The sequence below is a fragment of the Candidatus Dedyshia acidiphila genome (genome assembly GCF_051025295.1).
Lineage (GTDB): Bacteria > Acidobacteriota > Terriglobia > Terriglobales > Acidobacteriaceae > KBS-83.
Genome location: NZ_JBMGJV010000009.1, coordinates 1 through 22,353, shown reverse-complemented (window position 1 = coordinate 22,353; position 22,353 = coordinate 1). Strand labels below are relative to the sequence as shown.

18 protein-coding genes are annotated in these 22,353 nt (G+C 65.4%); 7 read left to right on the top strand and 11 right to left on the bottom strand.

The window, feature by feature from the left end:
* Positions 1-50: 50 nt before the first annotated feature.
* A complete protein-coding gene (locus AC5IJH_RS05680) occupies positions 51-1,211 on the bottom strand; it encodes a heme-binding protein (protein ID WP_491901839.1) in 1,161 nt (386 codons plus the stop codon).
* A gap of 254 nt (positions 1,212-1,465) precedes the next feature.
* Positions 1,466-2,458 carry a DUF72 domain-containing protein gene (locus AC5IJH_RS05675; protein WP_491901838.1) on the bottom strand — a complete coding sequence of 331 codons (993 nt, stop codon included), beginning with the start codon at positions 2,456-2,458 and terminating at the stop codon, positions 1,466-1,468.
* Between the two features lie 114 nt (positions 2,459-2,572).
* Between AC5IJH_RS05675 and treZ the strand changes: the two genes are divergently transcribed.
* Together treZ and AC5IJH_RS05665 are read left to right on the top strand one after the other, a co-directional pair.
* Positions 2,573-4,294: a malto-oligosyltrehalose trehalohydrolase gene (treZ, locus tag AC5IJH_RS05670; RefSeq protein ID WP_491901837.1), complete on the top strand. Its 1,722-nt coding sequence runs from the start codon at positions 2,573-2,575 to the stop codon at positions 4,292-4,294.
* A gap of 236 nt (positions 4,295-4,530) precedes the next feature.
* On the top strand, positions 4,531-6,492 hold the full coding sequence (locus AC5IJH_RS05665; protein ID WP_491901836.1) for a PAS domain-containing protein: 1,962 nt from the start codon (positions 4,531-4,533) through the stop codon (positions 6,490-6,492).
* Between the two features lie 19 nt (positions 6,493-6,511).
* Here the strand turns inward: AC5IJH_RS05665 and AC5IJH_RS05660 are convergent, their stop codons facing one another.
* Complete coding sequence (locus AC5IJH_RS05660; RefSeq protein ID WP_491901835.1) at positions 6,512-7,999, bottom strand: alpha,alpha-trehalose-phosphate synthase (UDP-forming); 1,488 nt, start codon at positions 7,997-7,999, stop codon at positions 6,512-6,514.
* On the bottom strand, positions 7,996-8,823 hold the full coding sequence (gene otsB, locus AC5IJH_RS05655) for a trehalose-phosphatase (RefSeq protein ID WP_491901834.1): 828 nt from the start codon (positions 8,821-8,823) through the stop codon (positions 7,996-7,998). Before otsB ends, AC5IJH_RS05660 begins: the two co-directional genes overlap by 4 nt.
* A gap of 126 nt (positions 8,824-8,949) precedes the next feature.
* Between otsB and AC5IJH_RS05650 the strand changes: the two genes are divergently transcribed.
* From AC5IJH_RS05650 to AC5IJH_RS05640, 3 genes are read left to right on the top strand one after another with little or no spacing between them, the layout of a single operon-like run.
* A complete protein-coding gene (locus AC5IJH_RS05650; RefSeq protein ID WP_491901833.1) occupies positions 8,950-9,183 on the top strand; it encodes a hypothetical protein in 234 nt (77 codons plus the stop codon).
* A 26-nt stretch (positions 9,184-9,209) separates the two neighbouring features.
* Positions 9,210-9,728 (top strand): dUTP diphosphatase, encoded by a 519-nt coding sequence (locus AC5IJH_RS05645; protein ID WP_491901832.1) that lies wholly within the window; start codon positions 9,210-9,212, stop codon positions 9,726-9,728.
* Positions 9,729-9,742: 14 nt separating this feature from the next.
* Positions 9,743-11,089 (top strand): nucleotide sugar dehydrogenase, encoded by a 1,347-nt coding sequence (locus AC5IJH_RS05640; RefSeq protein ID WP_491901831.1) that lies wholly within the window; start codon positions 9,743-9,745, stop codon positions 11,087-11,089.
* 5 nt (positions 11,090-11,094) lie between these two features.
* Here the strand turns inward: AC5IJH_RS05640 and ligD are convergent, their stop codons facing one another.
* From ligD to AC5IJH_RS05605, 7 genes are all read right to left on the bottom strand, one after another.
* Positions 11,095-13,839 (bottom strand): DNA ligase D, encoded by a 2,745-nt coding sequence (gene ligD, locus AC5IJH_RS05635; RefSeq protein ID WP_491901830.1) that lies wholly within the window; start codon positions 13,837-13,839, stop codon positions 11,095-11,097.
* A 2-nt stretch (positions 13,840-13,841) separates the two neighbouring features.
* Positions 13,842-14,696, bottom strand: coding sequence for a non-homologous end joining protein Ku (ku, locus tag AC5IJH_RS05630; protein ID WP_491901829.1), 855 nt, complete (start codon positions 14,694-14,696; stop codon positions 13,842-13,844).
* 57 nt (positions 14,697-14,753) lie between these two features.
* Positions 14,754-16,097: a flippase gene (locus tag AC5IJH_RS05625; RefSeq protein WP_491901828.1), complete on the bottom strand. Its 1,344-nt coding sequence runs from the start codon at positions 16,095-16,097 to the stop codon at positions 14,754-14,756.
* 23 nt (positions 16,098-16,120) lie between these two features.
* The gene (locus AC5IJH_RS05620) at positions 16,121-17,221 is read right to left on the bottom strand and encodes a glycosyltransferase (RefSeq protein ID WP_491901827.1); all 1,101 of its coding nucleotides are present in this window, start codon (positions 17,219-17,221) and stop codon (positions 16,121-16,123) included.
* A gap of 39 nt (positions 17,222-17,260) precedes the next feature.
* The gene (locus AC5IJH_RS05615) at positions 17,261-18,157 is read right to left on the bottom strand and encodes a glycosyltransferase family 2 protein (protein WP_491901826.1); all 897 of its coding nucleotides are present in this window, start codon (positions 18,155-18,157) and stop codon (positions 17,261-17,263) included.
* An 81-nt stretch (positions 18,158-18,238) separates the two neighbouring features.
* Positions 18,239-19,489 (bottom strand): glycosyltransferase, encoded by a 1,251-nt coding sequence (locus AC5IJH_RS05610; protein ID WP_491901825.1) that lies wholly within the window; start codon positions 19,487-19,489, stop codon positions 18,239-18,241.
* On the bottom strand, positions 19,486-20,634 hold the full coding sequence (locus tag AC5IJH_RS05605; protein ID WP_491901824.1) for a glycosyltransferase family 4 protein: 1,149 nt from the start codon (positions 20,632-20,634) through the stop codon (positions 19,486-19,488). The genes AC5IJH_RS05610 and AC5IJH_RS05605 overlap by 4 nt, the downstream gene beginning before the upstream one ends.
* A gap of 320 nt (positions 20,635-20,954) precedes the next feature.
* Between AC5IJH_RS05605 and AC5IJH_RS05600 the strand changes: the two genes are divergently transcribed.
* Both AC5IJH_RS05600 and AC5IJH_RS05595 read left to right on the top strand, forming a co-directional pair.
* On the top strand, positions 20,955-21,155 hold the full coding sequence (locus AC5IJH_RS05600) for a hypothetical protein (RefSeq protein WP_491901823.1): 201 nt from the start codon (positions 20,955-20,957) through the stop codon (positions 21,153-21,155).
* Positions 21,156-21,772: 617 nt separating this feature from the next.
* On the top strand, positions 21,773-22,353 hold a 581-nt coding region (locus AC5IJH_RS05595), incomplete at its 3' end, for a WecB/TagA/CpsF family glycosyltransferase (RefSeq protein WP_491901822.1).

Genomic DNA, 22,353 nt, shown 5'->3' with positions numbered 1-22,353 from the left:
TCAGGCCGCCCCAGCGCCGCTGACTGGCTGGGGCGGCCTGCGTGTGTTGTCTATGCCCAGGCGCTGGGTGGGATGGGGATGTTGTTGACGGGGAGCAGGGTGGCGACGGAGACGTGTGGCCACGTGAGGCCTGCGAAGTTGAGGAAGACGGTCTGGCTGTACTGGATCTGCAGGAAGGTGAAGTGCAGCGTGCGCGGGACGAGGATCTCGGTGGGCGGCTGGACGATGAAGCTGGGAATGGGAGCGCGAACGCCGCTCGCCTGCCCGGGGATGACGATGGGCGGCTGCCCTGGTTTGTGGACCGGGATGGGGATGAAGACCTCGACGGTTTCGATCCAGAAGGTGGCATCCATGCGGAAGGCGTTGGCGTTCTGTGGCGGCCCCTGGAGGAAGGCGATGTTGTCTGTGCCGCCGCCGGTGGCGATCGAAGACGGCGGGGCCAGGGTCGAGACCTGGATCACGGTGTTGTTGATGATCGTCTGGTGCGCGATGTGATTGCGGAGGAACGAGTTCGGGTCGTCCAGCATGGCCTGCGTGATGGTGCCCGCCGCGATGAAGGACGAGAGGTCCTGCGGAATGCGCCGCGTACCGGCATTGCTGGCGGTCTGGCTGGGGAAGCGGATCTTGTTCCCGGGCTGCCCGATGGGGAAGGGCGTGATGTCGACGGGCGGGATGGTCGGCGGACCGGCGCGGAAGATGCCGGTGCCCTGCGCCTGGATGGTGGTGCCGTGCGGGATGGAGGCCATGCGGACGACGTTCGCGGGCTCGGACGGACTGTTGCTGCCGGGCACGTTCATCCAGAGGCCGGGCTCGACGTGAATGCCGACGGGCATGGCTGGATTGGTGACGTCCTGGATGGTCTGGAGGTAGGGCACGCCGTTGAGGAAGAGATCGCCCTGCGGTGTGGTGCCGCGGTTGGGGACAGAGCCGAGGCTGGGTGAGAAGGCGAGATCCTCGGAGGTGAGGTTGATCTCGAGCACGTTGTCGCCCTGCGTGGAGGGGTTGGGGAGCTGGGTGGGAGTGACGCTGTTATCGGGGCGGAAGATGGTGTTGAAGCCGTGGCCCGCCCAGTTGCCGGTGAAGTCGGCGAGCGGACCGAGCGATGGCGGCAGGATGAGGCCTTCAAGCGCGCCGATGTGAAGCCGTGGCGGCACCTGATTGAAATGGAAGCCACTGGGCAGGCTGATGTTTGGGCGATCGGGTGATGACATAGAGGTCCTCCGTGTGTGGGCAGACGCACGTGGGCGTGCCCGGGTGAACGGGACGGCACGAGAGGTCGGGCGTGTGCCCGCGCTGCGCCGGCCGGGTGTGAATTTGTGCCGCTGGAGGGCACAGATCGGTTCTTCTTAGCCGGATGGTGCCGCGGGTGGGGCGCACGTTTCGCGCGAGCGGCGGGGAAAGCGACTATGTGTGCGGAGGTCGATTCCTGCCTGTGAATGGCGCGAGAATGCTCGAGCCTACGGGTTCAGCGGGAGGCGAGAGCGAGGCGGCGCACGCGGCGTTCGAGGGCTTCGGCGTCGAACGGGGCGCGGACCTTGATGTCGTTGTCGAAGTAGCAGTAGACGTCGTGGGGAATGGCCTCGCTTGGCGCGAACGGGGCAACGCGTGGACCGGAGGGTGGCTCGCCTGTTGTCCAGGCGCGGATGCGATCGGCCCAGGTGGCAATGGCGGTTCGTCCGTAGCCGCTGGCGTAGAGCTCGCGGGAGCCATGCAGGCGCAGATAGACGAAGTCGGTGGTGGCATCGACCAGCCGGGGCCACTCGACGGTGTCGGCGCAGACCAGAGCGATGCCGTAGCGGCGCAGCAGAGCGACGAACTCGGGAACGACACAGGTGTTGTGACGTATCTCGATGGCGTAACGGAGCGGGCGGGTCTGGTCGGTTTCGGTCAGCGCGCGGCCGATCAGTCGCTCACCATGGCGGCGGCTGAGCACGGCGGCGTCTTCCGTTGTAGTTGGCAGGAGCTGGAAGAAAGCCTCCAGCCGTTCGGGGTGAAAGGGGAACTGCGGCGGGAACTGCCAGAGGATGGGGCCGAGCTTCGATCCGAGCGCAAGCAGGCCGGAGGCAAAGAAGTTCGCGAGCGGCTGCTCCACGTCGCGGAGCTTTTTCATGTGCGTGATGAAGCGCGGGCCCTTGATGCTGAAGACGAAGCCGGGCGGTGTCTCCGCAGCCCAGCGTGCGAAGCTGGAGGGGCGCTGCAGGGAATAGAACGTGCCGTTGATCTCGATGGTGGAGAATCGGCTGGCGGCGAAGGTGAGCTCTTCGCGCTGCTTAAGTCCGGGCGGATAGAAGACGCCACGCCACGGTGTGTAGTTCCAGCCGGAGATACCGATGCGGACGGTTCCGACACGCTGAGGGCTGGGCACGGCGAGGCTGTCGGCCGAGCCGCGAGGTTCGGGCGCGGGCAGTGCGGAGGAACGAGAAATCAGTCGCGTGCGCACCGTCTGTTTGGATGCCATAGCTGGGGGACACCCGCAGTCCTGAACAGTTGCGAGTAGCTGGCGCATCTTACGGACAAAAGCATTCGTGACTGAAAGTGGAGCGAGAGAACAGCTTATGTACAGGTTTCGTGTGTGGGGCCCCGCGCAGAACAGATGGCCGTGCTGGTGAACGGCGAACGTCACGAGATGCAGCGTGGCGAGCGCGGCTGGTGGTCGGTTCAGGTGGAGAGTGCGGGACCGGGGTCGCGCTACGGCTTCCTGTTGAACGGGGAGGAGCAGCCGGTGCCGGATCCTCGCTCGGCGTCGCAGCCGGATGGGGTGCACGGGCTTTCGGAGGTGGTGGATCATCAGGCCTTCGCGTGGACCGATGGGTCGTGGCGGCCACCGGTGCTGGGCTCGGCGGTGATTTATGAACTGCACGTGGGCACGTTTACTCCGGAGGGCACGCTCGACGCGGCGGCGGAGAAGCTGGAGTACCTGCGCGATCTGGGTGTGACGTATGTGGAGCTGATGCCACTGGCTGCGGCGGAGGGATCGCGCGGGTGGGGGTACGACGGCGTAGCGCTGTCGGCGCCGCTGCCGGCGTATGGCGGACCGGAGGCGGTGAAGCGGTTTGTGGACCGGGCGCATGCGACGGGGCTCGCGGTGCTGATCGACGTGGTTTACAACCACTTCGGCCCGAGCGGGAACTACACCGGCAAGTTCGGTCCATACATTACGGAGAAGCATGAGACGCCGTGGGGTGGCGCGGTGAACTTCGAGGATGCCGGCTCGGCCGAGGTGCGCGCGTTCTTCATCGAGAACGCGATAATGTGGCTGCGCGATTACCACTTCGACGGGCTGCGGGTGGATGCGGTGCATGCGTTTGTGGACCGCTCGGCGAAGCACTTCCTTGAGGAGCTGGAGGACTCGGTTCGCGAGCTGTCGAACCACACGGGGCGGCATTCGCTGGTGATCGCGGAAAGCGACCTGAACGATCCGCGACTGGTGCGCGCGCGCGAGGCGGGCGGATACGGACTGGACGCGCAGTGGAGCGATGACTTCCACCATGCGCTGTGGTCGGTGCTGACAGGGGAGCGCGACGGCTACTACGCGGACTTCGGCAGCATGGAGGCGCTGGCGTCCTCGCTGCGTGAGGTGTTCGTGTACCAGGGGCAGTACTCGACGTATCGGCGGCGGCGGCATGGGCATCCGGCGCGGGGGATGCCGGCGGATCGGTTCCTGGGCTACATCCAAAACCACGACCAGATCGGCAACCGGGCGCAGGGGGATCGGCTGCACCACCTGAGTGGATTGGGGCGCGCGAAGATCGGAGCGGCGCTGGTGCTGCTGGGTCCGTTCGTGCCGATGCTGTTCGCGGGCGAGGAGTTCGCTGCGTCTGCTCCGTTTCAGTACTTCACGGACTTCCAGGACCAGGAGCTGGGCCGGCTGGTGTCCGAGGGGCGGCGGCGGGAGTTTGTGGCCTTTGGCTGGTCGCCGGAGGAGGTGCCGGACCCGCAGGATGAGGCGACCTTCCGTCGCTCAAAGCTGCGGTGGGAGGAGGCCGGCGAGGGCGAGCATGCCGAGATGCTTGCGTGGTATCGCCAACTGATCGCGCTGCGCCATGCGGAGGCGGCACTGACCTGTCCGCGGCTGGACGACGTCAAGGTGCAGTACAACGAGGCGGATAAGTGGCTGCGGATGGATCGCGGGTCGATCGAGGTCGCGTTCAATGCTGGTGACAAGGCGGTGCGGCTTCCGCTGGCCGGGTGCCAGAGCCTGATCGCCGGCAGTGAAGCGGGCGTTGCATGTAACAGTGGTAGTATCGAACTACCTCCAGGGAGCGTCGCCGTGCTCCGCTCCCGGCCTGAGTGACTCCGGAGAGCCCTCTCGCGACTATTACAGGCGAAGTGAAGCCGGACAGCCATCTCATGGCCCGAATGTGCACTCCTATCGACTGCCGGGCTTTGCGCCGCTGTCTCCTTCATGAAGTGAAAAAGAGCGCGACACGCCGGGCAACCCCAGGTCGGTAGGTGGGCGTGGCAGCGCGCGCGCCAGGTGAACCTGGTCCATGGATACTGCGCGGATTTCTTGAAAATGAGGGTGCCTGTTTGCACGACTCGCCTACGGATGCCCTGAGTGACGTTGTCTCCCAGGTATCGCCGGAGACCTTGGTTCACGAGACGATCGAGACAGTGACGGCGGGAGTCGTGCTGCTCGACCTCGCGGGAAGGGTGCGCTATGCCAATGCCGCCTTCGGCGAGATGCTGGGGCACGCGTCGGCCGAGCTGACGAATCGAACGCTGGTCGAGCTGACTGATAGCGAAGACCGCGATGCGCTGCGACAGGATCTGGAGCGGCTGGCCGCCGGCGAGAAGGAGATCGCGCGGCAAGAGGCTCGCATGCCGAGTCGCGGCGGCGCCCTGGTCTGGGTGTCGATCAGTTTGTCATTGCTGCGGCGTCCGACGGGCGAGGCGCAGGCGCTGATCGGCGTCACTGAAGACATTACGTGTCAACACGTGCTCGACGTGACCCGCCGGGAGCTGTATGGCGAGCGTGCGGCGCTACTCGACTCGGCGGCGGAGGGCATCTACGGCATTGATCGCGATGGTCGCTGCACGTTTGTGAATCGCGCCGCGGCGGAGATGCTGGGCTATGACCCCGCGGAGCTGGTTGGGCGCAATCTGCACCAGTTGCTGCACGGGAAGCGGGAGGATGGGCAGCCGTACCCGGCCGAGGAGTGCCCGATCGTGCGCTTCTGGCGAGATCCCGAGAGCCAGACGCATCCGCTGCGGAACTGCGTCGAGACGCTGTGGCGGCACGATGGATCGCAAATCCACGTAGAGCATAGCGCGGACACGGTGGTGGTGGACGGCGAACTGCGCGGGACTGTGGTGACGCTGCGCGACGTGAGCGAACGCGACGCGCTGCTGAGCCGCGAGCGGCGGGCGCTCGAAGAGGCGCAGCACCTGACCGGTGCACTGGAAGGCAAAGAACTGGCGCTCCAGGAGCTGCGCGACGAACAGTTGCAGCTGATGGAGGCGATCCCGCAGATGGTGTGGATCACCGGGCCAAACGGTGAGCCGGAGTACGTGAATGGGCAGTGGCTGAAGTTCACCGGCAAGGGCAAGGGGAACAACGTGGCCGACTGGCTGGCGCTGGTGCATCCGGAAGACCAGCAGCACACGGCGGAGCTGTTCGCGCTATCGATGCGGACTCGTCAGCCGTTTGAGATCGAACACCGCATGGAGTGCGTGGACGGCAGCTATCGCTGGGTGCTGGCGCGTGCCAAGGCGTTGATGGATCCGAAGGGCGGGGTCTCCCACTGGTTTGGCACGTCGACAGATGTGCATGAGCGGCACGTGGCCGAGGACCTGCTGCGACGCACGGAGAAGCTGGCCGCGGCCGGCCGCCTGGCGGCGACGGTGGCGCACGAGATCAATAACCCGCTCGAAGCGGTCGGGAACCTGATGTATCTGGCGATGCATGACCAGGGGCTGCCGCCGTCGGCGGCGCGCTACCTGCAGATGGCGAGCGAGGAGCTGCGGCGGGTGGGCCACATCGTGAGCCAGACGCTGGGCTTCTATCGTGAGTCCAGCCAGCCGCAGCCGATCAACCTGGGCACGCTGGTGTGCGATGTGCTGGCGCTCTATCAGCGCAAGCTTGACGGCAGACAGATCCAAGTGAATCGCAAGATTGAAGAGAACGTGGTGATCGAAGGGATTGCGGGCGAGCTGCGGCAGGTGCTGGCGAATCTTCTGTCGAATGCGCTGGACGCGATGGAAGCGAAGGGCCTGCTGGGCATCGAGGTGCGCGGCGATCCGCAGCACGCGGTGATCACGCTGTCAGATACGGGGCACGGGATCGAGCCGCCGCTGCTTGAGCGTATCTTCGAGCCGTTCTTCACGACGAAGAAGGATGCGGGTACCGGGCTTGGGCTGTGGGTCTCGAAGGGCATCGTGGAGAAGCACAAAGGCCGGCTTGAAGTCTCGAGCAGGCAGGGCGAAGAGGATCACGGCACGGCGTTCTTCCTGACCCTGCCTCGGCGAACCGAACTGCGCAAGTCGGCGTAGCGGCGGAAGCCGATCGCACTCAGCCTGCTGTCGTGCGCAGGGTAGGCGTCTCTTCGAGGGCGGTAAAGAAGTGATCCCGCCAGTGGAGGATGTCGTGCCGGCGGATCCACGCCCGCATGCGCACCATGCGGCGGCGCTGCTCGGCGGCCGGCATGCTAAGCGCGCGATGAATTGCGGCGGCCACGCCGACCTCGTCATACGGATTGACCAGCAGCGCACCACGGTGCAGCTCCGGCGCACTGCCGGCGAACTCGCTTAGCACGAGGACGCCATCGTTCTCCACGCGCGCGGCGCAGAATTCCTTGGCGACGAGGTTCATGCCGTCCTTGAGCGGCGTGATGAGCGCGACATTAGCGGCTCGGTAGAGTGCCAGCAACTCGGCGCGTGGCAGCGAGCGATGCACGTAGTGAATGGGCACCCAGCCGGTCTGCGTGTACTCGCCGTTGATGTGTGTGATGAGCTGCTCGACCTCGTGCATGAGGCGGCGGTACCCGGGGATGTTCTCGCGGCTGGGCACGACAACCTGGTAGAGCGAGACGCGGCAGCGCGTGTCCGGGTATTCGCGAAGCATGCGGGCGAAGGCGCGCAGCCGCTCCGGAATGCCCTTGGTGTAGTCGAGCCGATCGACGCCGATGGCGATCTGCACGGGCTGGAGCTGGTTGCGAATCTGGTCGGCGCGCCGGGTCACCTCGGCGTCGGCTGCGTCGTGCGCAAACCGCTCGAAATCGATGCTGATGGGGAAGCTCTGGATGCGGGTGCTGCGACCGCGATAGCTGACCCGGCGGTGCTCCTGGTCGCGCTCGAGGATGGCATCCGGGAGAAAAGTGCGGATGCAGGCGATCAGGTTGCGCTGGTCGCGGAGGGTTTGCAGGCCGATCAGGTTGTGCGCGAGCAGGGCCTCGAGGATGGGGACGCGCCAGGGCAGCTTCTCGAAGATGTCAGGCGCAGGAAACGGGATGTGCATGAAAAAGGCAAGCTTGCCGTCCTGACGCTTCTCGCGGATGTAACCAGCGACATGCATGAGCTGGTAGTCGTGGATCCACAGTACGTCGCCAGGGTGTGAGGCCTGCAGCGTGGCAGCGGCAAAGCGGCGATTGACGCGCTGGTAATAGTCCCAGTAGCGAGGCGCGAAGTTGCAGCGCGATTGCAGGTCATGGAACAGCGGCCAGAGGATCTCGTTCGAGAAGCCTTCATAGAAATTGGTCTGCTCCTCTGCGGAGAGGAAGACGGGCAGGTAGTGAACAGAGGTGGCGCGCGCGCTGTCGGCGAGCACCTTCTTCACCTTGGCCTCGTGCTCTTCGCCGGTGGTGGGCAGGCCGGTGCTGCCGATCCAGGTGCCGCCATAGGCAACCAGGATGGGCACAAGTGCGCTGACCAGGCCACCGCTGGAGGGGACCGCGGAGAGCTTGCCGCCTTCGTCGCGGACCGAGACGGGCAGGCGGTTCGACAGCACGAGCAGGCGATGCTGCTCCCCGGATTCATGTTTACGGCTGTGGGAATGCTTCATGCACCCGCCGCGGGAGACGTGAGATGGGGCGCAGAGGCGCGACGTGCAGCCGAGATCCAGGCATCGAGAAAGGCGAGCAGCTCATCCGGCGGGCGCAGCCAGAACGCGGCGCGCGTGGGGCGCGGCTCGTCTCTGACCAGGACCGTGAGCCCGCGTGCATCGAGCGCAGCGAAGGCGTCTTCGTCAGTGACATCGTCGCCGAGATAGGCGGCTATCGCGTTGGGATATTGCGTGAGCATGTGAAGAACGGCGTGTCCCTTATGGATGTCACCGGAGCGTAATTCGATGCCGCCATCGAAGACGAGGAGCTCGAGGCCTGCGGGTTGGCCGTGTTCGGAAAAGATACGGCGGGCGATCTGCTCGAGGGTGGCGCGCGCTGCGGGGGGCAGCAGCCGCGAGTGCGCGGCCAGCGATGCCGGCTTGCGCTCGATCGATGCCGCGAGTCCGGCGTTTCTGAGTGCGAGCTCCAGTTCATCGAGCGATGCCTGTTGGGGCAGCGAGAGTTCGGTTGTGCGATACGCGCCATTTGCGTCGAGATGTTCGCGTCCGTGGGAGCCCCATATCTCGATAGCGAGGTGGTGCGGCAACAGTGAGCGCAGTTCGCGCGCGGAGCGTCCGGTGACGAGCGCGAGATGAACGGACGGGAGTGCGAGCAATTGCTCCAGCCGTTCGACGATTGCGTGCGAGGGAACGGCCTGCATACGGTCATCGTGGAACGGAGCGAGTGTTCCGTCGTAATCCAAAAGCAGCAGCGAGGGGCCGGAGGCGACTCGGTCCAGTTGAGGTGTATCGTTTGTTATCCAGTGCTGCGGACACTCCGGCATGTCAAGTCACTTTCATTTTGAGAAATAGTATGCGCAACATTTGTTGCACATTTTATTGCTAAGATACTGCCGAGAGGGAGAGCTTGCGGCTCTCCGCTGTTACGAATACCGATTCAACGAGGGGCAATGACCAGAACTGAGATGATCGCTGCGCTCGATCAGGAGATCCAGCGACTTGAAACGGCCCGGAGCCTGTTGCGCCAGTCTCGTGATGTAACGGCAGCCCTGGACCTGCCAAGACGTGGCGCGACGGCTGGCAGCAAGCGCCGGATCAGCCCTGAGGGTCGCCGCCGGATTGTAGAAGCACAGCGCCGCCGTTGGGCCAAGCAGAAGAAAGAGCAGGGCGCGAAGGCCAGGTAGCGGCAGACTCCGTAGAATCGGAGTCTGTGCGAGCGAACGAGCAAGATGCAGTTCTACACGTAAAGCTGCTGCACCCGGATGCGAAGGCGCCCACGGTTGCGCACCCGGGCAGCGACCTGGGATACGACCTGTACGCGCTTGAAGACACGGTGCTCGAGCCGGGCGTGGTGTCACGGGTGCGCACGGGCATTGCGGTCGAGGCGCCAGAGGGCTATGGGTTCGTGCTGGGTGACCGCTCGTCGATGGCGGCGCGTGGGGTGACCTATGCGGGTGGCCGCATCGATGCGGGCTATCGCGGCGAGATCCTGGTCTGCCTCATCAACGTAAACCAGCCGGTCTACACGCTGCGCGAAGAGCGCGACGCCGCTGGCGTGTTGCGCGCGGTTGCGCTCGAGCGCGGCGAGGCTGCAGTGCATCTGCGCAAGGGGGATAAGATCGTGCAGATGACGCCGCTGCGGACGGCGACGCACTGGCGGGTCGATGTGGTTGACGATCTGGCGGAGAGCGGGCGTGGCGAGCGCGGCTTCGGATCGAGCGGCCGCTGAGAGGAACCAACAAGATGGAAGTGGCAGGAACGGATGCCGTAGCAGTTCTGCGGCAGCGCATCGAGCAGCGCACGGCGCGTGTCGGCATCGTGGGGCTGGGCTACGTGGGACTTCCACTGGCGCTGCTCTTTTGTGAAGAGCGATTTCCGGTGACCGGCTTCGACATTGACATGGCGAAGGTGGAGACGCTGAACAGGAGCGGGTCGTACATCGTGCGCATTCCGCCGACTGAAATTGCGCGTGCGCGTGCGGCGGGCTTCTCCGCCACGAGCGACTACGACCACCTGCGCGAGATGGATGTGGTGCTGATCTGCGTGCCGACGCCGCTGAATGAGTATCACGAGCCTGACCTGAGCTACATCACGGACACCGTGCGCGCGCTGGCGCCGCGGCTGCAAGCGGGGCAGTTGATCGTGCTTGAGAGCACGACCTATCCGGGCACCACCGAAGAGGTGATGGTGCCGCTGCTCGAAGCCGGGAACAGCGACGGGCTGCGCGTGGTGCGGGACGGCGAGACCGGCGGTGTGTACGTGGCGTTCTCGCCGGAGCGCGAGGATCCGGGCAACGATACCGTAGCGCGGCGCGATATTCCGAAGGTGGTGGGCGGCGTGGATGCGGGTGCGACGGAGCTGGCGGCGGCACTCTACGGCAGCATCTTCAATCGCACGGTGCGCGTCAGCAAGCCGGCAGCAGCGGAGATGACGAAGCTGCTCGAAAATATCTACCGCGCCGTCAACATTGCGCTGGTGAACGAGCTGAAGCAGCTGTGCGCGCGCATGGACATCGACATCTTCGAAGTGATCGAGGCGGCAAAGACGAAGCCATTCGGGTTTCAGCCGTTCTATCCCGGACCCGGGCTTGGCGGGCACTGCATTCCCATTGATCCGTTCTATCTGTCGTGGAAGGCGAAGCAGTTCGACTTTCGCACGCGCTTTATCGAGCTGGCGGGCGAGATCAACGGGCGCATGCCCTACTACGTGGTGGATGAGACAGCGGCTGCCCTGAATCAACGGCGCAAGCCGCTGAACGGCTCACGCGTGCTGGTGCTGGGCATGGCGTACAAGCGGGACATCGACGATCTGCGCGAGTCGCCATCGCTGACCATCATCGAGCTGCTGCAGCAGCGCGGCGCGCTGGTCGACTACAACGATCCGTTCTTTCCTACGGTGGGCCGAGGCCGTCACTACGACCTGCACATGACGAGTGTGCCGCTCGATCGCATTGGTGACTATGACTGCGTCCTAATCGTGACGGATCACTCGAGCTACGACTACGGAGCGATCGTGCGCGAGGCGCAGCTTGTTGTAGATACGCGCAATGCGACGCGGGGCTTGACCGGCGAGAATATTGTTCGCTGCTGACGAGCCTAGCGGCGCGCTTTGGCGTCGGTGATTGCCGCGACGGCTTGGTCGGTGAGCCGCTGCTTTGTGGTGGGGAGCTTGGCCCAGGGGTCGTGCTTGAGGCGGCTCTTCCACGCGTCGAACCCAGCGACACCGCAGCGGGGCAGAGCTTCGGCCTTCAGTTCGCTCCAGGCCAATGGCATCGAGACGTTCACGCCGGGGCGGTTGCGTGGTGAGTAGGCCGCGACGGCGGTCGAGCCGCGGTCATTACGTAGATAGTCGAGATAGATTCGGCCGGTGCGCGCGGCCTTGGTCATCTTGGTGAGATAGAGCTGCGGATTCGACGCTTCCATCGCAAGCACGAAGCGATGCGCGAACTCCTTGATGGCGGGCCAGTCGCGTTCGGGCTCGATGGGCGCGACGACGTGCAGGCCCTTGCCGCCGGTGCTCTTGAGGAAGCTTTCGAGGCCGAGCTTCTTCAGCCGTTTGCGGACCTCGTCGGCTGCGCCGGCGAGTGTGGGCCAGTCGAGCTTTTCGTCCGGGTCGAGATCGAAGACGAGTCGGTCGGGGTGCTCGTAGTCGGAGGCGAGCGCGCCCCAGGGGTGGAATTCAAGCACGTTCAGCTGCGCGAAGTCGACGAAGGTCTGCGCATCGTGCAGCACGATGTAGGGCTCGGCCTTGCCGCTGCCTCGATCGACGATGTCGACGGCGGTGATGCCCTTGGGCAGCCCGACCTTGACATGCTTCTGATAGATGCCGCGCGCGGCTGTGCCCTCAGGGCAGCGCACGATGGTGAGTGGCCGCTCGGCGATGTATGGCAGGATGTGTTCGGCGATCTCGGTGTAGTAGGTCGCGAGCTGCAACTTCGTGAGACCACTGGCGGCGTCGAGGACCTTATCGGGATGCGTGAGTCGGGGGAGCGCGGGCAGGTGTTCGCTCGCATGCGAGGGAGGAGCGTCGTTCGCGACGGTGGTTTTCGCAGGAGCCTTCTTTCGCGCTGGGGCGCGATGCGCGGTCTGCGCGAGTTGTCCTTCACGCGGCTGCTCGCGAACGACGTCGTCGGGCGACTTGTCCTCACGCAGGCCTTTGAAGGAGGCCTGACGCACGAGGTTGTCAGCGGTCCAAGTGCTGAAGGCGACTTCGGCAACCAGTTCAGGGCGCACCCACTGGCCTTCGCGGCGCTCGGCCGGTCCGACGGCGGCGAAGGAACTCTTCGGGGCGCGGATCGCTTCGAGGCGTTTTCGTATCTCTCCCTGTGACTTTTGCGTGAAGCCGGTGCCGGCACGGCCAGCGTAGATAAGCTTGCCGCCTTCGTGGTAGCCGAGCAGCAGGGAACCGAGACCGTCGCCGCCCTTGGTGGGCAGGGTGAACCCACCGATAACGAACTCCTGGCGCTGGCCGCACTTCAGCTTGAGCCAGCTCGCGTTGCGGCCGGAGATATAGGGGCTGTCGGCACGCTTTGAGACGATGCCCTCCGCGCCGTGACGGCAGGCCTCCTGATAGACCGACGCTCCGTCGCTGCTGATGTGGTCGCTGCACTTGACGGATGGGTCGGCAGCCGCGAGCAGCAAAGCGAGCAGACGCTTGCGCTCGGTGAGCGGCAGGCTGCGCAGTGAGTGCCCGTTCAGGTGGAGCAGGTCGAAGACGTAGTAGTGGAGCGGGTGGCGCGCGCCCTGCTGGAACGAGGCCTGTAGCGCGGCGAAGTCGCTGATACCGCGCTCGTCGAGCACGATCACTTCGCCATCGAGCAGCGCGGTTTTCGCTGGCAGGGAAGAGAGCGCATCGGCGAGCGGGCGCATGCGATGTGTCCAGTCCAGTCCGCTGCGCGTGAGCAGTTGCACCTTGCCGCGATCGAGACGCGCCTGCATGCGGTAGCCGTCGAGCTTCAGTTCATGCAGCCAGCCTGCGCCGGAGGGCGGCGTGTCCGCGAGGGTCGCGAGCTCCGGCTGAATGAACTCGGGCAGCGGCTCGGACTTTGCCTCGCGTGGCAGCTTCAGGTCGGCTGCTGGTGCAGGCTTTGCGGGTGTGCTTTGCTTTGTCGCAGCCTTGGTGGCTTTCTTTGCGGACGTCTTCGCGGGCTGTGTCTTCGCGGCTTCTTTGGCGCGCTCATCTGCGGCGAGGCCGGTGCGCGAGTCCCAGACGTGGTCGGAGGCTTCGGCGATGGCGGGAAGGTCGCGGCCCGTCACGACGCTGTGTGGGGCCTCGTCGGTGATGCAGGGCGCGTCGGCGGAGCGCTCGTATTCGTCGTGCTCCTTGATGAGCAGCCAGTTGGGTTTGGACTCCTGCGCAGCCTTGCCGCCCATGCGAATCAGTGTCCAATGGCCTTGCAGCTTGTGGCCGTGCAGGATGAACTTGAGGCGGCCGGTGCGCAGGCCTTCCTCTGCATCGCCGACCGGCTCCCACGTGCCGGTGTCCCACAGCATGACGGTGCCGCCGCCGTACTGGCCTTTCGGAATGGTGCCCTCGAAGCCGCCGTATTCCATCGGGTGGTCTTCGACCTGGACGGCAAGGCGCTTGTCGGCGACGACGTAGCTTGGTCCCTTGGCGACGGCCCAGCTCTTCAGAACGCCGTGCCAGCCAAGGCGGAAGTCGTAGTGCAGGCGTGTGGCTGCGTGCTTCTGAATGACGAAGGGGAGCTCGGTGGCGCTGTTCGGCTTGCTCGCGCCGCGCGGCTCGGCGGTGACGGAGAAGTCGCGCATCTCGCGATAGCGCGCCAGTTGCTCGCCGACCGCGGCGGCTGGCGTAAGCGTCTTTGCTGCGCGCTTCGCCATGGTCAGGCGGCCTTGTGGCGGCGGGTGCGCGGGTGCGACGGATGGTCATCATGCGCTGCCGGGGGCGCGTTCTTCTTCTGTTCGAGGCTCTTCTTCAGCGCGTCCATGAGGTCGATGACCTTGCCGGGGCGGGGCTCGGCGGGCGCCTTGGGCAGGGGGCGATTGTGGAGCTTGGCTTCGACGAACTCGCGCAGCGCGTTTTCGTAATCATCCTTGAACTCTGTCGGCTGGAAGTCTTCGCTGTAGGACTCGATCAGTTGCTGGGCGAGGCCGAGCTGGCGCTTGTCCACGCTGGGTGTTTCGAGGTCGCCGTAGTAGTCGGCGGCGGGGCGCAGCTCCTGCTGGTAGCGGAGCAGGTAGAGGTTGAGCCAGGGCGAGTCATCGACCGGTGGCGCGAGGGCGACGAAGTGCTCACGGCCACTGAAGGAGATTTCCGTCAGTCCGACGCGGCCGCTCTCGCGCAGCGCGGCGCTGATGGTGGCCAGCGTGCGCGCCTGCGTCGCGTCCTTGGGGATGACGAAGTAGGGCTTTTCGAAGTACGCGGGGTCGATCGAATCGCGGGGCACGAAGTGCTCGAGGCTGAGTGTTTTTTGCCCGGGGAGCCGCAGCTTCTTGAGGTCGTCGGGTTCGATCACCAGGTACTTGCCTTTCTCGTACTCATACCCTTTCGCGACGTCGACGGTCTCGACCGGTGCGTCACCCGCGGCCACCTTGCGGTGGTGCAGGCGCTCGCCCGTGTTGCGGTCGACTTCGTGGAAGGCGATGGGCCGCGAGGAGCTGCTCGCGGGCACAATGCTAACGCTGAAAGAGACGAGAGAGATCTGTACCTGTCCTTGCCACACCGGTCGTGCTGCCATGCGCGGTGGGATTCGGGGCAGCGTGGTTTGGCTGCCCCCTTGTACAGAGCGGGGAGTTCAGGCGGCTAACGGCACGGCGGGTCCTCGACGGGCGAGGTAGAGCAGCGCGACCCAGTTCATAACGCCGAGTCCGCCGTCCGTCGCGAGCGAGGCCCAGGCGGCGCCGAGCCAGCCGAAGTGCGGGATGAGATAGAGGTTGAGTCCGAAGTTGCCGAGGGCGGCGATGGATTGCGAGAGCAGCCGGAAGCGTTGATGTCCGGCACCCGCGATGGCGTCGCCGGCACTGAGGTGGAAGCAGCGGAAGAGCGGAATCAGGCAGAGCCAGCGCAGGGCGCTGACGGACTGATCGTAGGAGTGCCCCACCAGGTGCGGAATGATGGGCGCGGTGACGAAGAGGCCGATCGAGATGAGCACGCCCAGGCCGACGATGTTGCGCAGCAACTCCCGAGCCATGGGGACAGTGGCCGCGATGCCCTTGGCGCCCTCGCGGAAGAAGCGCGGAAAGGCGGCGCTGACGACCGACCAGACCGGCATCGCGCCGATGTTCACGACGCGGTAGGCCATGGAGTAGACGCCGTTGGCCTGGATCATGCCGGCGCGCGAGAGCATGACCTTGTCGATGTCGTTGTAGACGGCGGTAGTGGATCCGGAGATGGCGAAGACGAAGCCCTCGCTGGCCCGGCGAAGGAGCAGCGGGAACGAGAATGAGGGCCAGCCGAAGGCGCGCGTGACGGTGGCAAAGGCGATGGCTGCGGCGATGAACGAGACCGAGAGAGAGCCCAGGGCCCACTGCCAGGCGCTGGCGTGGCCGAGCACCGCCATGAGCACCAGGGCGAGGATCAGCCGCAGCAGATTGCTGAGCAGGTTGAGCGACGCGCTGACGCGCATGCGCTCGAACGCGCCGAAGACCTGGCTGGTGCAGCTGTTGAACTGCTGGAAGAGGCAGTCGCTGATGGCGAGCGGGGTGAGGATGGCGACGCTCTCGCGCCCGATGAGGGAGGTGCCGAGGAGGCGCAGCCCGACGACCAGCACAGTCCCCATGACCGAGATGGAGAGGATGACGTTGCCCCAGTAGAGGCGGAAGCGCGAGTGGTCCGGCGTGACATAGCGCATGAACAGCAGGCCGGAGCCGAGGGTGCTGTATTGGCTGACGACGGCGACCAGCGCGATGGCGCCCGCGAGCAGGCCATATTGCCGCGTGCCGAGCAGCCGCGCAAGCACGACAAAGTACACACCCTGGATGACAAAGGAGAGCCCCTGGCCGGCGAACAGCCAGCCGGAGTTGCGCACCAGCGTGCTACGCGAGGCGCGTGCCACGAAGCTGGCGATGCGGGTGGCCGGCGTTGAAGGAGCAGAGGGTGTAGGGTCGGCGGGCTGGGGCTGGGCTTCCTGCATCGGCATCAGTTCGGGGCTAAGGTGTCACGCTACCTGATCGGCGGGAGGCTGGCATAGATCTCTTCGAGTTCCTCTGTCTGCTTCGCGAGATCGAAGTGCGTGGCGATGTGGGCGGGACCGGCCTGATGGCAGCGCTCCCAGAGCGCTGTGTCACTCAGCAGGCGAGTCAGAGCGTCGGCCAGAGCGGCTGGATCGTGCTCGGGCACGAGCAGACCAGTGCGGCCGTCGGCAACGATCTCGGGGATGCCCCCATGCCGGGTGCTCACGACGGGGATGCCCATGGCCGCGGCCTCGGCGAAGACGATGCCCAGGCCCTCGCTGTCGCCGTCCGGCGCCTGCACGCTGGGGCCGCAGAAGATGCGCGCCTGCTCGAGGGTCTCCCGGACGACGGCGGAGGGGCGGGTGCCGAGAAAGCGGCAGTTGAGCTCCAGCTCGCGGGCGAGTGCTTCAAGGCTCGCGCGCAGTGGGCCATCGCCGAGCACGACGAGCTCCGCGGCGGGACGCGCGCGCTGGACGGAGTGCATGGCGCGCAGCAGGTCGGCACAGCCCTTCTTCTCGACCAGGCGGCCGACGAAGACGATGCGCTCGTCGGTAGTGGGCGTCGCGACGAGAGGGAATTGTGTGCGGTCGAGGCCGATGGGGTGGACGCGGAGCTTCTCTGCAGGCAGCCCGCAGGCGAGTGCCTGGTCGCGGATGAAGCTGGAGACGCAGAGGAACAGGGTGGCTTCGCGGGCGAGCCGCGCGTAGCGATCGGCGCGACTGTCGCGGACGGTGACGTCAGCGCCGTGCAGCGTGACGACAAGCGGCACGCGCAGGGCGCGGGCCAGTGGGATTGCCGAGACGCCGCCGCTGCCGAAGTGTGCGTGGACGAGCGCGGGGCGTCTCCGGCGGGCACGGGCATGGAAGCGCGGTGCGATCGGGAGACGGCGATAGAGCTTGGCACGGTAGCGGGCGAGCGTGCCGCTCGCATCGCTCAGCAGGATCGGGTTCGGCGGCAGGGGCAGGCTGGGCACGAAGCGCTCAAGCCCGACCAGAGTGCCGGTGTAGCGGCGCAGTGCGCCCATCTGCGCGAGGATGAAGGTCTCCGACGGCGGAAGGAGAGTTTCCTTGAAGACGAGGACGTCAGGCATGGAGTGGATGCTCCTCTGTCGGGCGACGTGGATCGACTGTCACCGCGCCGTCCTCATGCGCACCGTCTTCACCATGATGCGCGCGGCTAGGACGGCTTTTTCCGATGCGGGCAGTCCGCCGAAGTAGTGCCCCGATTCGCGGATGAGCTTTGCAGGCGAGTGCCCGGCAACGAGCTTTCGTGCGATCCCGTCGGCATACATGCGGTTGCAGACGGGGCGGAGCTGCGGCTGCTTCGCGCGCAGTCCGTATGCCGTCGCGAGTTGGACATCAGCACGGAGCGTCGCATTGCGCACGCCGGTGTACGCATTTGAACTATGAATGCGCTGCAGCGCAAGCTGCTCCGTCGTGTAGTAGCCGGGCGCGAGGGCGAGGGCGGAGTACTTCAGGTAATTGTCAGTGCTGATCTGCAGAGCCTCGGGCGCCGGCAGCATGCGCTCCATCAGGCTGCGCGTGAAGATCAGCCCGGAGGTAGCCGGTCCGGCGAAGTTGCAGCGTCCGCCCACAAAGGCTTGGCGGAAGTCATAGACGCCGGTGGAGTACCCGTTGCCGGGTGTTTCGAGCGGGTTCAGCTCGGCATCTGTCCACTGCAGGTGATGGAACAGCCAGCCCACGTCGTTTGCGGACGCGATCTCCATCATGCGGGCCACCTTGTTGGGCGTAAACAGATCATCCGAATCGAGAAAGGCGATGTAGTCGCCGTTACTGACGGCGAAGCCGGCATTGAATGCCGAGGACTGGCCGCCGTTGGCCTTGAGCACGAGGCGGATGCGATCCCCGTAGCCGGCGAGGATATGGCGTGAGTTGTCGGTGGAGCCGTCGTCGACCACGATCACCTCGATCGGGGCATAAGTCTGCGCCAGCGCGCTGTCGATTGAAGCGGCGAGAAAGTGGCCGTAGTTGTAGTTGTTCAGAATGATGCTGACGAGCGGTGCCATGGGGGATGTCCTCTCTTTTGCAGGCGCGTGACAGACTCCGTCCGGGCTTGCATGCCTGGACGATTTGCGGGGAACGGCGCCTCACATAGAGGCGGAGGACAGGGTCGTGTGTTCGTCGAGCGGTGGAGTTGCGTCCGGCACGGAGGCGGGCGCTGCGTCGAGGAGAGCGGGCACAGTCTGGGTGAACTGACCGGGGCGGAAGCTCTCAACGGCTGCGTCATAGAGCCGTTCGAGCCGGGCTGTCTGTCGGCGGACGTCGAAGTGTTGCCGGACGAATGCAACACTCTGTTCACTGGCGTGTACCCAGAATGCCTCGTCGGTGAGGAATCGCACAAGGTGGCGGGCGAGGGTGGCGGTGTCGCGCTCTGGTGCGAGCAGTCCGGTGACGCCCTCCTGCATGGTCTCCGGGATGCCGCCGTGGCGGAAGCTGACGACCGGGACGCCCATGCCCTGCGCCTCCGAGAAGACATTGCCAAAGGCTTCGCTCATGCCGTCGGCCAGGGTGACACTGGGACCGCAGAAGAGCCGCGCTCGCTCGAGCCAGTGGCGGATGTGTGCCTGCGGCTGTTCGCCCAAGAACTGCGCGCGGATGCCAAGCTGGCGCGCCTGCTGTTCGAGAGTGGCGCGCGAGCTGCCATCGCCGATGATCACGAGGTGCGCCGCGGGGACGATCTGCTGCACCTGCTGCATGGCTTCCAGCAGATACGCGCAGCCCTTGTAGGGGATCAGCCGACCGACGAAGAGGATGAGGTGCCGGTCACGCTGTGGGGCTGGATCGCTGAGCGAGAACTTCGCCAGGTCCATGCCGGTGTAGTGCACGCGCAGCTTTTCTGCAGGGAAGCCGGCAGCGAGCGCCTTCCGGCGAATGTAGTCGGACACGCAGAGAAAGAGTGAGGCGCGGGCCCAGAGCTTGCGGCGCGAGGCGAGGTAAGGCCACTCAAAGAGTTGCCGGCGCAGGTCGCGGTCGGAGAACAGCTCGGCCCCGCCGCGCAGGTGGAGGATGAGCGGAAGGCGAAGCTGGCGGCTGAGCGCGATGGCCGCGGATGCGCCTTCGGCGAAGTGGGCATGCAGCAGGGTGGGCTGAGCGGCACGCGCTTGGGCATGGACGCGTGGGGCGATGCCGGTCCAGCGGTAGAGCTCGCGGCGCACGCGCGAGAGCGGGCTGCGGTCATGCGTCAGCAGAATGGGCAGGTGTGGCAGCCCGTGATTGCGCTCGGCCGGGATGAGGCCGATGTACTGCGCCTGGTACTCGCGCAGTTCGTTGACCTGCAGCGGCAGAAAAGTCTGCGTGGACGGCAGCATGCGCTCGGCGAAGACCAGCACCTTCTTCATGCGGGCTGCTCTCCCTCGCGGGCGCTGCGTGGCATCTCGTCCGGCGAGGGACGGGCGAAGACGCGGAGATAGGGTTCGCGCGCGCTGGCGGCCGAGTAGCGCGCCACGACCATGGCGGCCGCGCGTTCGCCGAGGCTGCGACGGAGCGTGCTGTCGCTGAGCAGTCCCTGGAGAGCGTGCGTCAGCTCCGCAACATTGCCGGCAGGGAACAGCAGTGCGGCATCGCCTTCGTCGGTGATCTCGCGATGGACTGGCAGATCGCTGAAGAGGCAGGGCAGGCCGTAGCTCATGGCTTCGAGGCTGGTCATGGGCAGGCCTTCGGGGCCGTTCGAGGGCATGACGAAGAGGTCCGCCTCACGGTAGTGGCGGGCCATCTCGCGGGAGAAGCCGGTGAAGCGGACGTCGCCGCGGCCGGCGGCGAGTTGTTCGAGAGCAGCGCGATAACTGCCGTCGCCAACGATGGTGAGCTCAATACCGGGGAGGGCGCGGGTGGCCGCAAGCAGCAGGTGGATGCCCTTGTAGTGTTCGAGACGCGCCACACAGAGAATGCGGATGGGTGGCGTGAGCTCGTCCCTGAGCGTGGCTGGCGGATCCGGCAGGGCGACCCAGTTGGGAATGACGGTGATGCGCTCGGGCGGCAGGAGCGTGCGCACGCTCTCTGCGACGGCCTGGGAGACACAGACGATGTGGCTGGCGAGCCGGGCGCTGAGCTGAGCGATCTTGCGGGGCAGCACTTTGTGTGGCTGGCGCAGCGTGCTGTAGTACTCAAGCTCGAACGGACCATGGCGGGTGTAGACGGTGCGTGCGCCGAGCAGCCGCGCAGGCAGGATGAGAGCGCCCTCGAGCAGGCCATTCAGTTGCACAGTGTTCACCTGCGCCGTGTCGGCGCGGCGGCGGAGCAGCAGGGCCGCCATGGCGAAGGCGGCAAGCAGGAAGCGGAACGGCTTCAGCGGCCCGGGGCAGAGCGGCAGGGTGGTGACGCGCACTCCTTCCGCGCGCAACCGGTCTGCCAGTTCAGGCAGCACACAGAGGGCGGAGAGCTCGACCTCATCCCGGAGCAGCGCGGCGAGATGGACCAGGTAGTTCTCCACGCCGCCGAAGTGGGCGCCTAGATCAATCAGCAGGACCCTGGCTGGGAGCAGCACCTTGGCCGGACCGGATGGTTGGGTGTGCGCGATGGGGGCGACGTCCTCCCGTGACGTGTGTTAAATGATAAGCGCGGTGCAGAGGGGTCTTCGAAACGGACCACGCAATCGCAACGTGCCAGATCGGGATTGATATTCCGGGTTTGGAACAGGCGCAGTAGCGATTGGGCGCTGTGGCCTGAAGGTGTGATTCTCGCATCCTACGTAGTGAACGTAAGGTGAATTCTCGAGAGAGGGATCATCCCCCGGGTTACCGGGAGGCAGGGTTTCCCCGGGTCAGTCTCACGTAGAAAGATTCACTCCGCAGTGGAGGGGCAACAGTGCATACCGCAGAGATCTCCTGGCATCAGCTGTTCACCCGCACCTGGCGTGTTCGTATGTTCGAAGCAGCGGCGCGTGCTGCGCGGCGGGTGTCGCGCTACTCTCTGGGCGAGCAGGATCATGCGGCGGCGCTCGTATGGAAGCGGCGGCAGCTGCGATTTGAAGAGCAGGCGAAGCTGGCAGAGATTTCTGGCAGCTAGATTGGTTTCGCTGCCTCCCGGCGGCGAGCACGGTACTTGCAAACTAGTTAACAAGTAACCACGCTTTGTCACATCCGCGCCAAAAGCTCGCGTGAATCCTTGACCTTGCGTCCCTCCTCTGGCAAGCTTTGCACATCCCCACAGCGGGATTCCGATCGACTTTGCAGGTGAGAAATCGATTGCCTTCAGAAGGTAAGCCAGAGCTGGATGCGGATTGTCAGCCCAAGTGTTGCTGACGTATCCGGCGAGGCTGGAGGGCGTTTCGACAAACCTGCCGCGTGGCTTGTATTAGCGGCGATCGGAATGACAAGAAGTTGTCTAGTTTGCTACTCCGGGTAGCCGATCAGGTGTCTCCCCAGGTGACTGGAGACACGGCGCCACACTGCAATCGAGGTGGGCAGGGTTCAAGGCCAGAGTGGAAGGGTGCGGCACTGACGCCCGTCCGCTCTCCACTTCACTAGACACGCTGGACATGACAGATGCCACGAGGCATCGAATCGCCTGCGATGCGCCCCGGAGCATCGCACCTCTTCCGGCCATGCCGGATCCTGAGCAGCAGAGGTCCTCGCTGCTTTTGCTCTGTTTCATGTGATGCACGGTCGTTCGTTGGGGCCAAGATGAAAGCCAAAGCTGTTGTTGAGCTTGAGAGTGAGACAGTCGCCCTCGGCAATGCCCAGGGTGCGGGCACGGGAGTGGGCCGGGTGCCGATCGGCCCGATGCGCATCTCGCTGCTCTCCGCGCCGCAGCTGACGCAGCGGTTGATCGGGCACACTTTTGGGTCGGTAACCCAGCACGTAGTGACCGCCAACGCACAGTTTTACGTGCTCGCGGAAGAGAACGCCGCCTTCCGTGGTTGTATCAATACAGCCGATTACGTGTGCGCCGACGGTGTGTCGATCGTGATGGCGTGCAAGTGGCTGGGCCGGGCGAAGGTGACGCGCATTCCCGGCGTGGATCTGATCTACGACCTATGCGAGAGTGCAGCCAGTCTCGGATTGCGGGTGTTTTTCCTGGGAGGGAACCCGGGCTCGGCCGAGCGCGCCGCGGCACGGCTTATGGCCCTGTTCCCGGGGTTGAACGTCGCGGGCACGAGTTGCCCACCGCGTGGATTTCTCGACGATGTGGAGGAGCGCCGCGAGGTGCTCGCATCGGTCGAGAGGAGCCACCCGGCGATTCTGTTTGTGGCACTGGGCGCGCC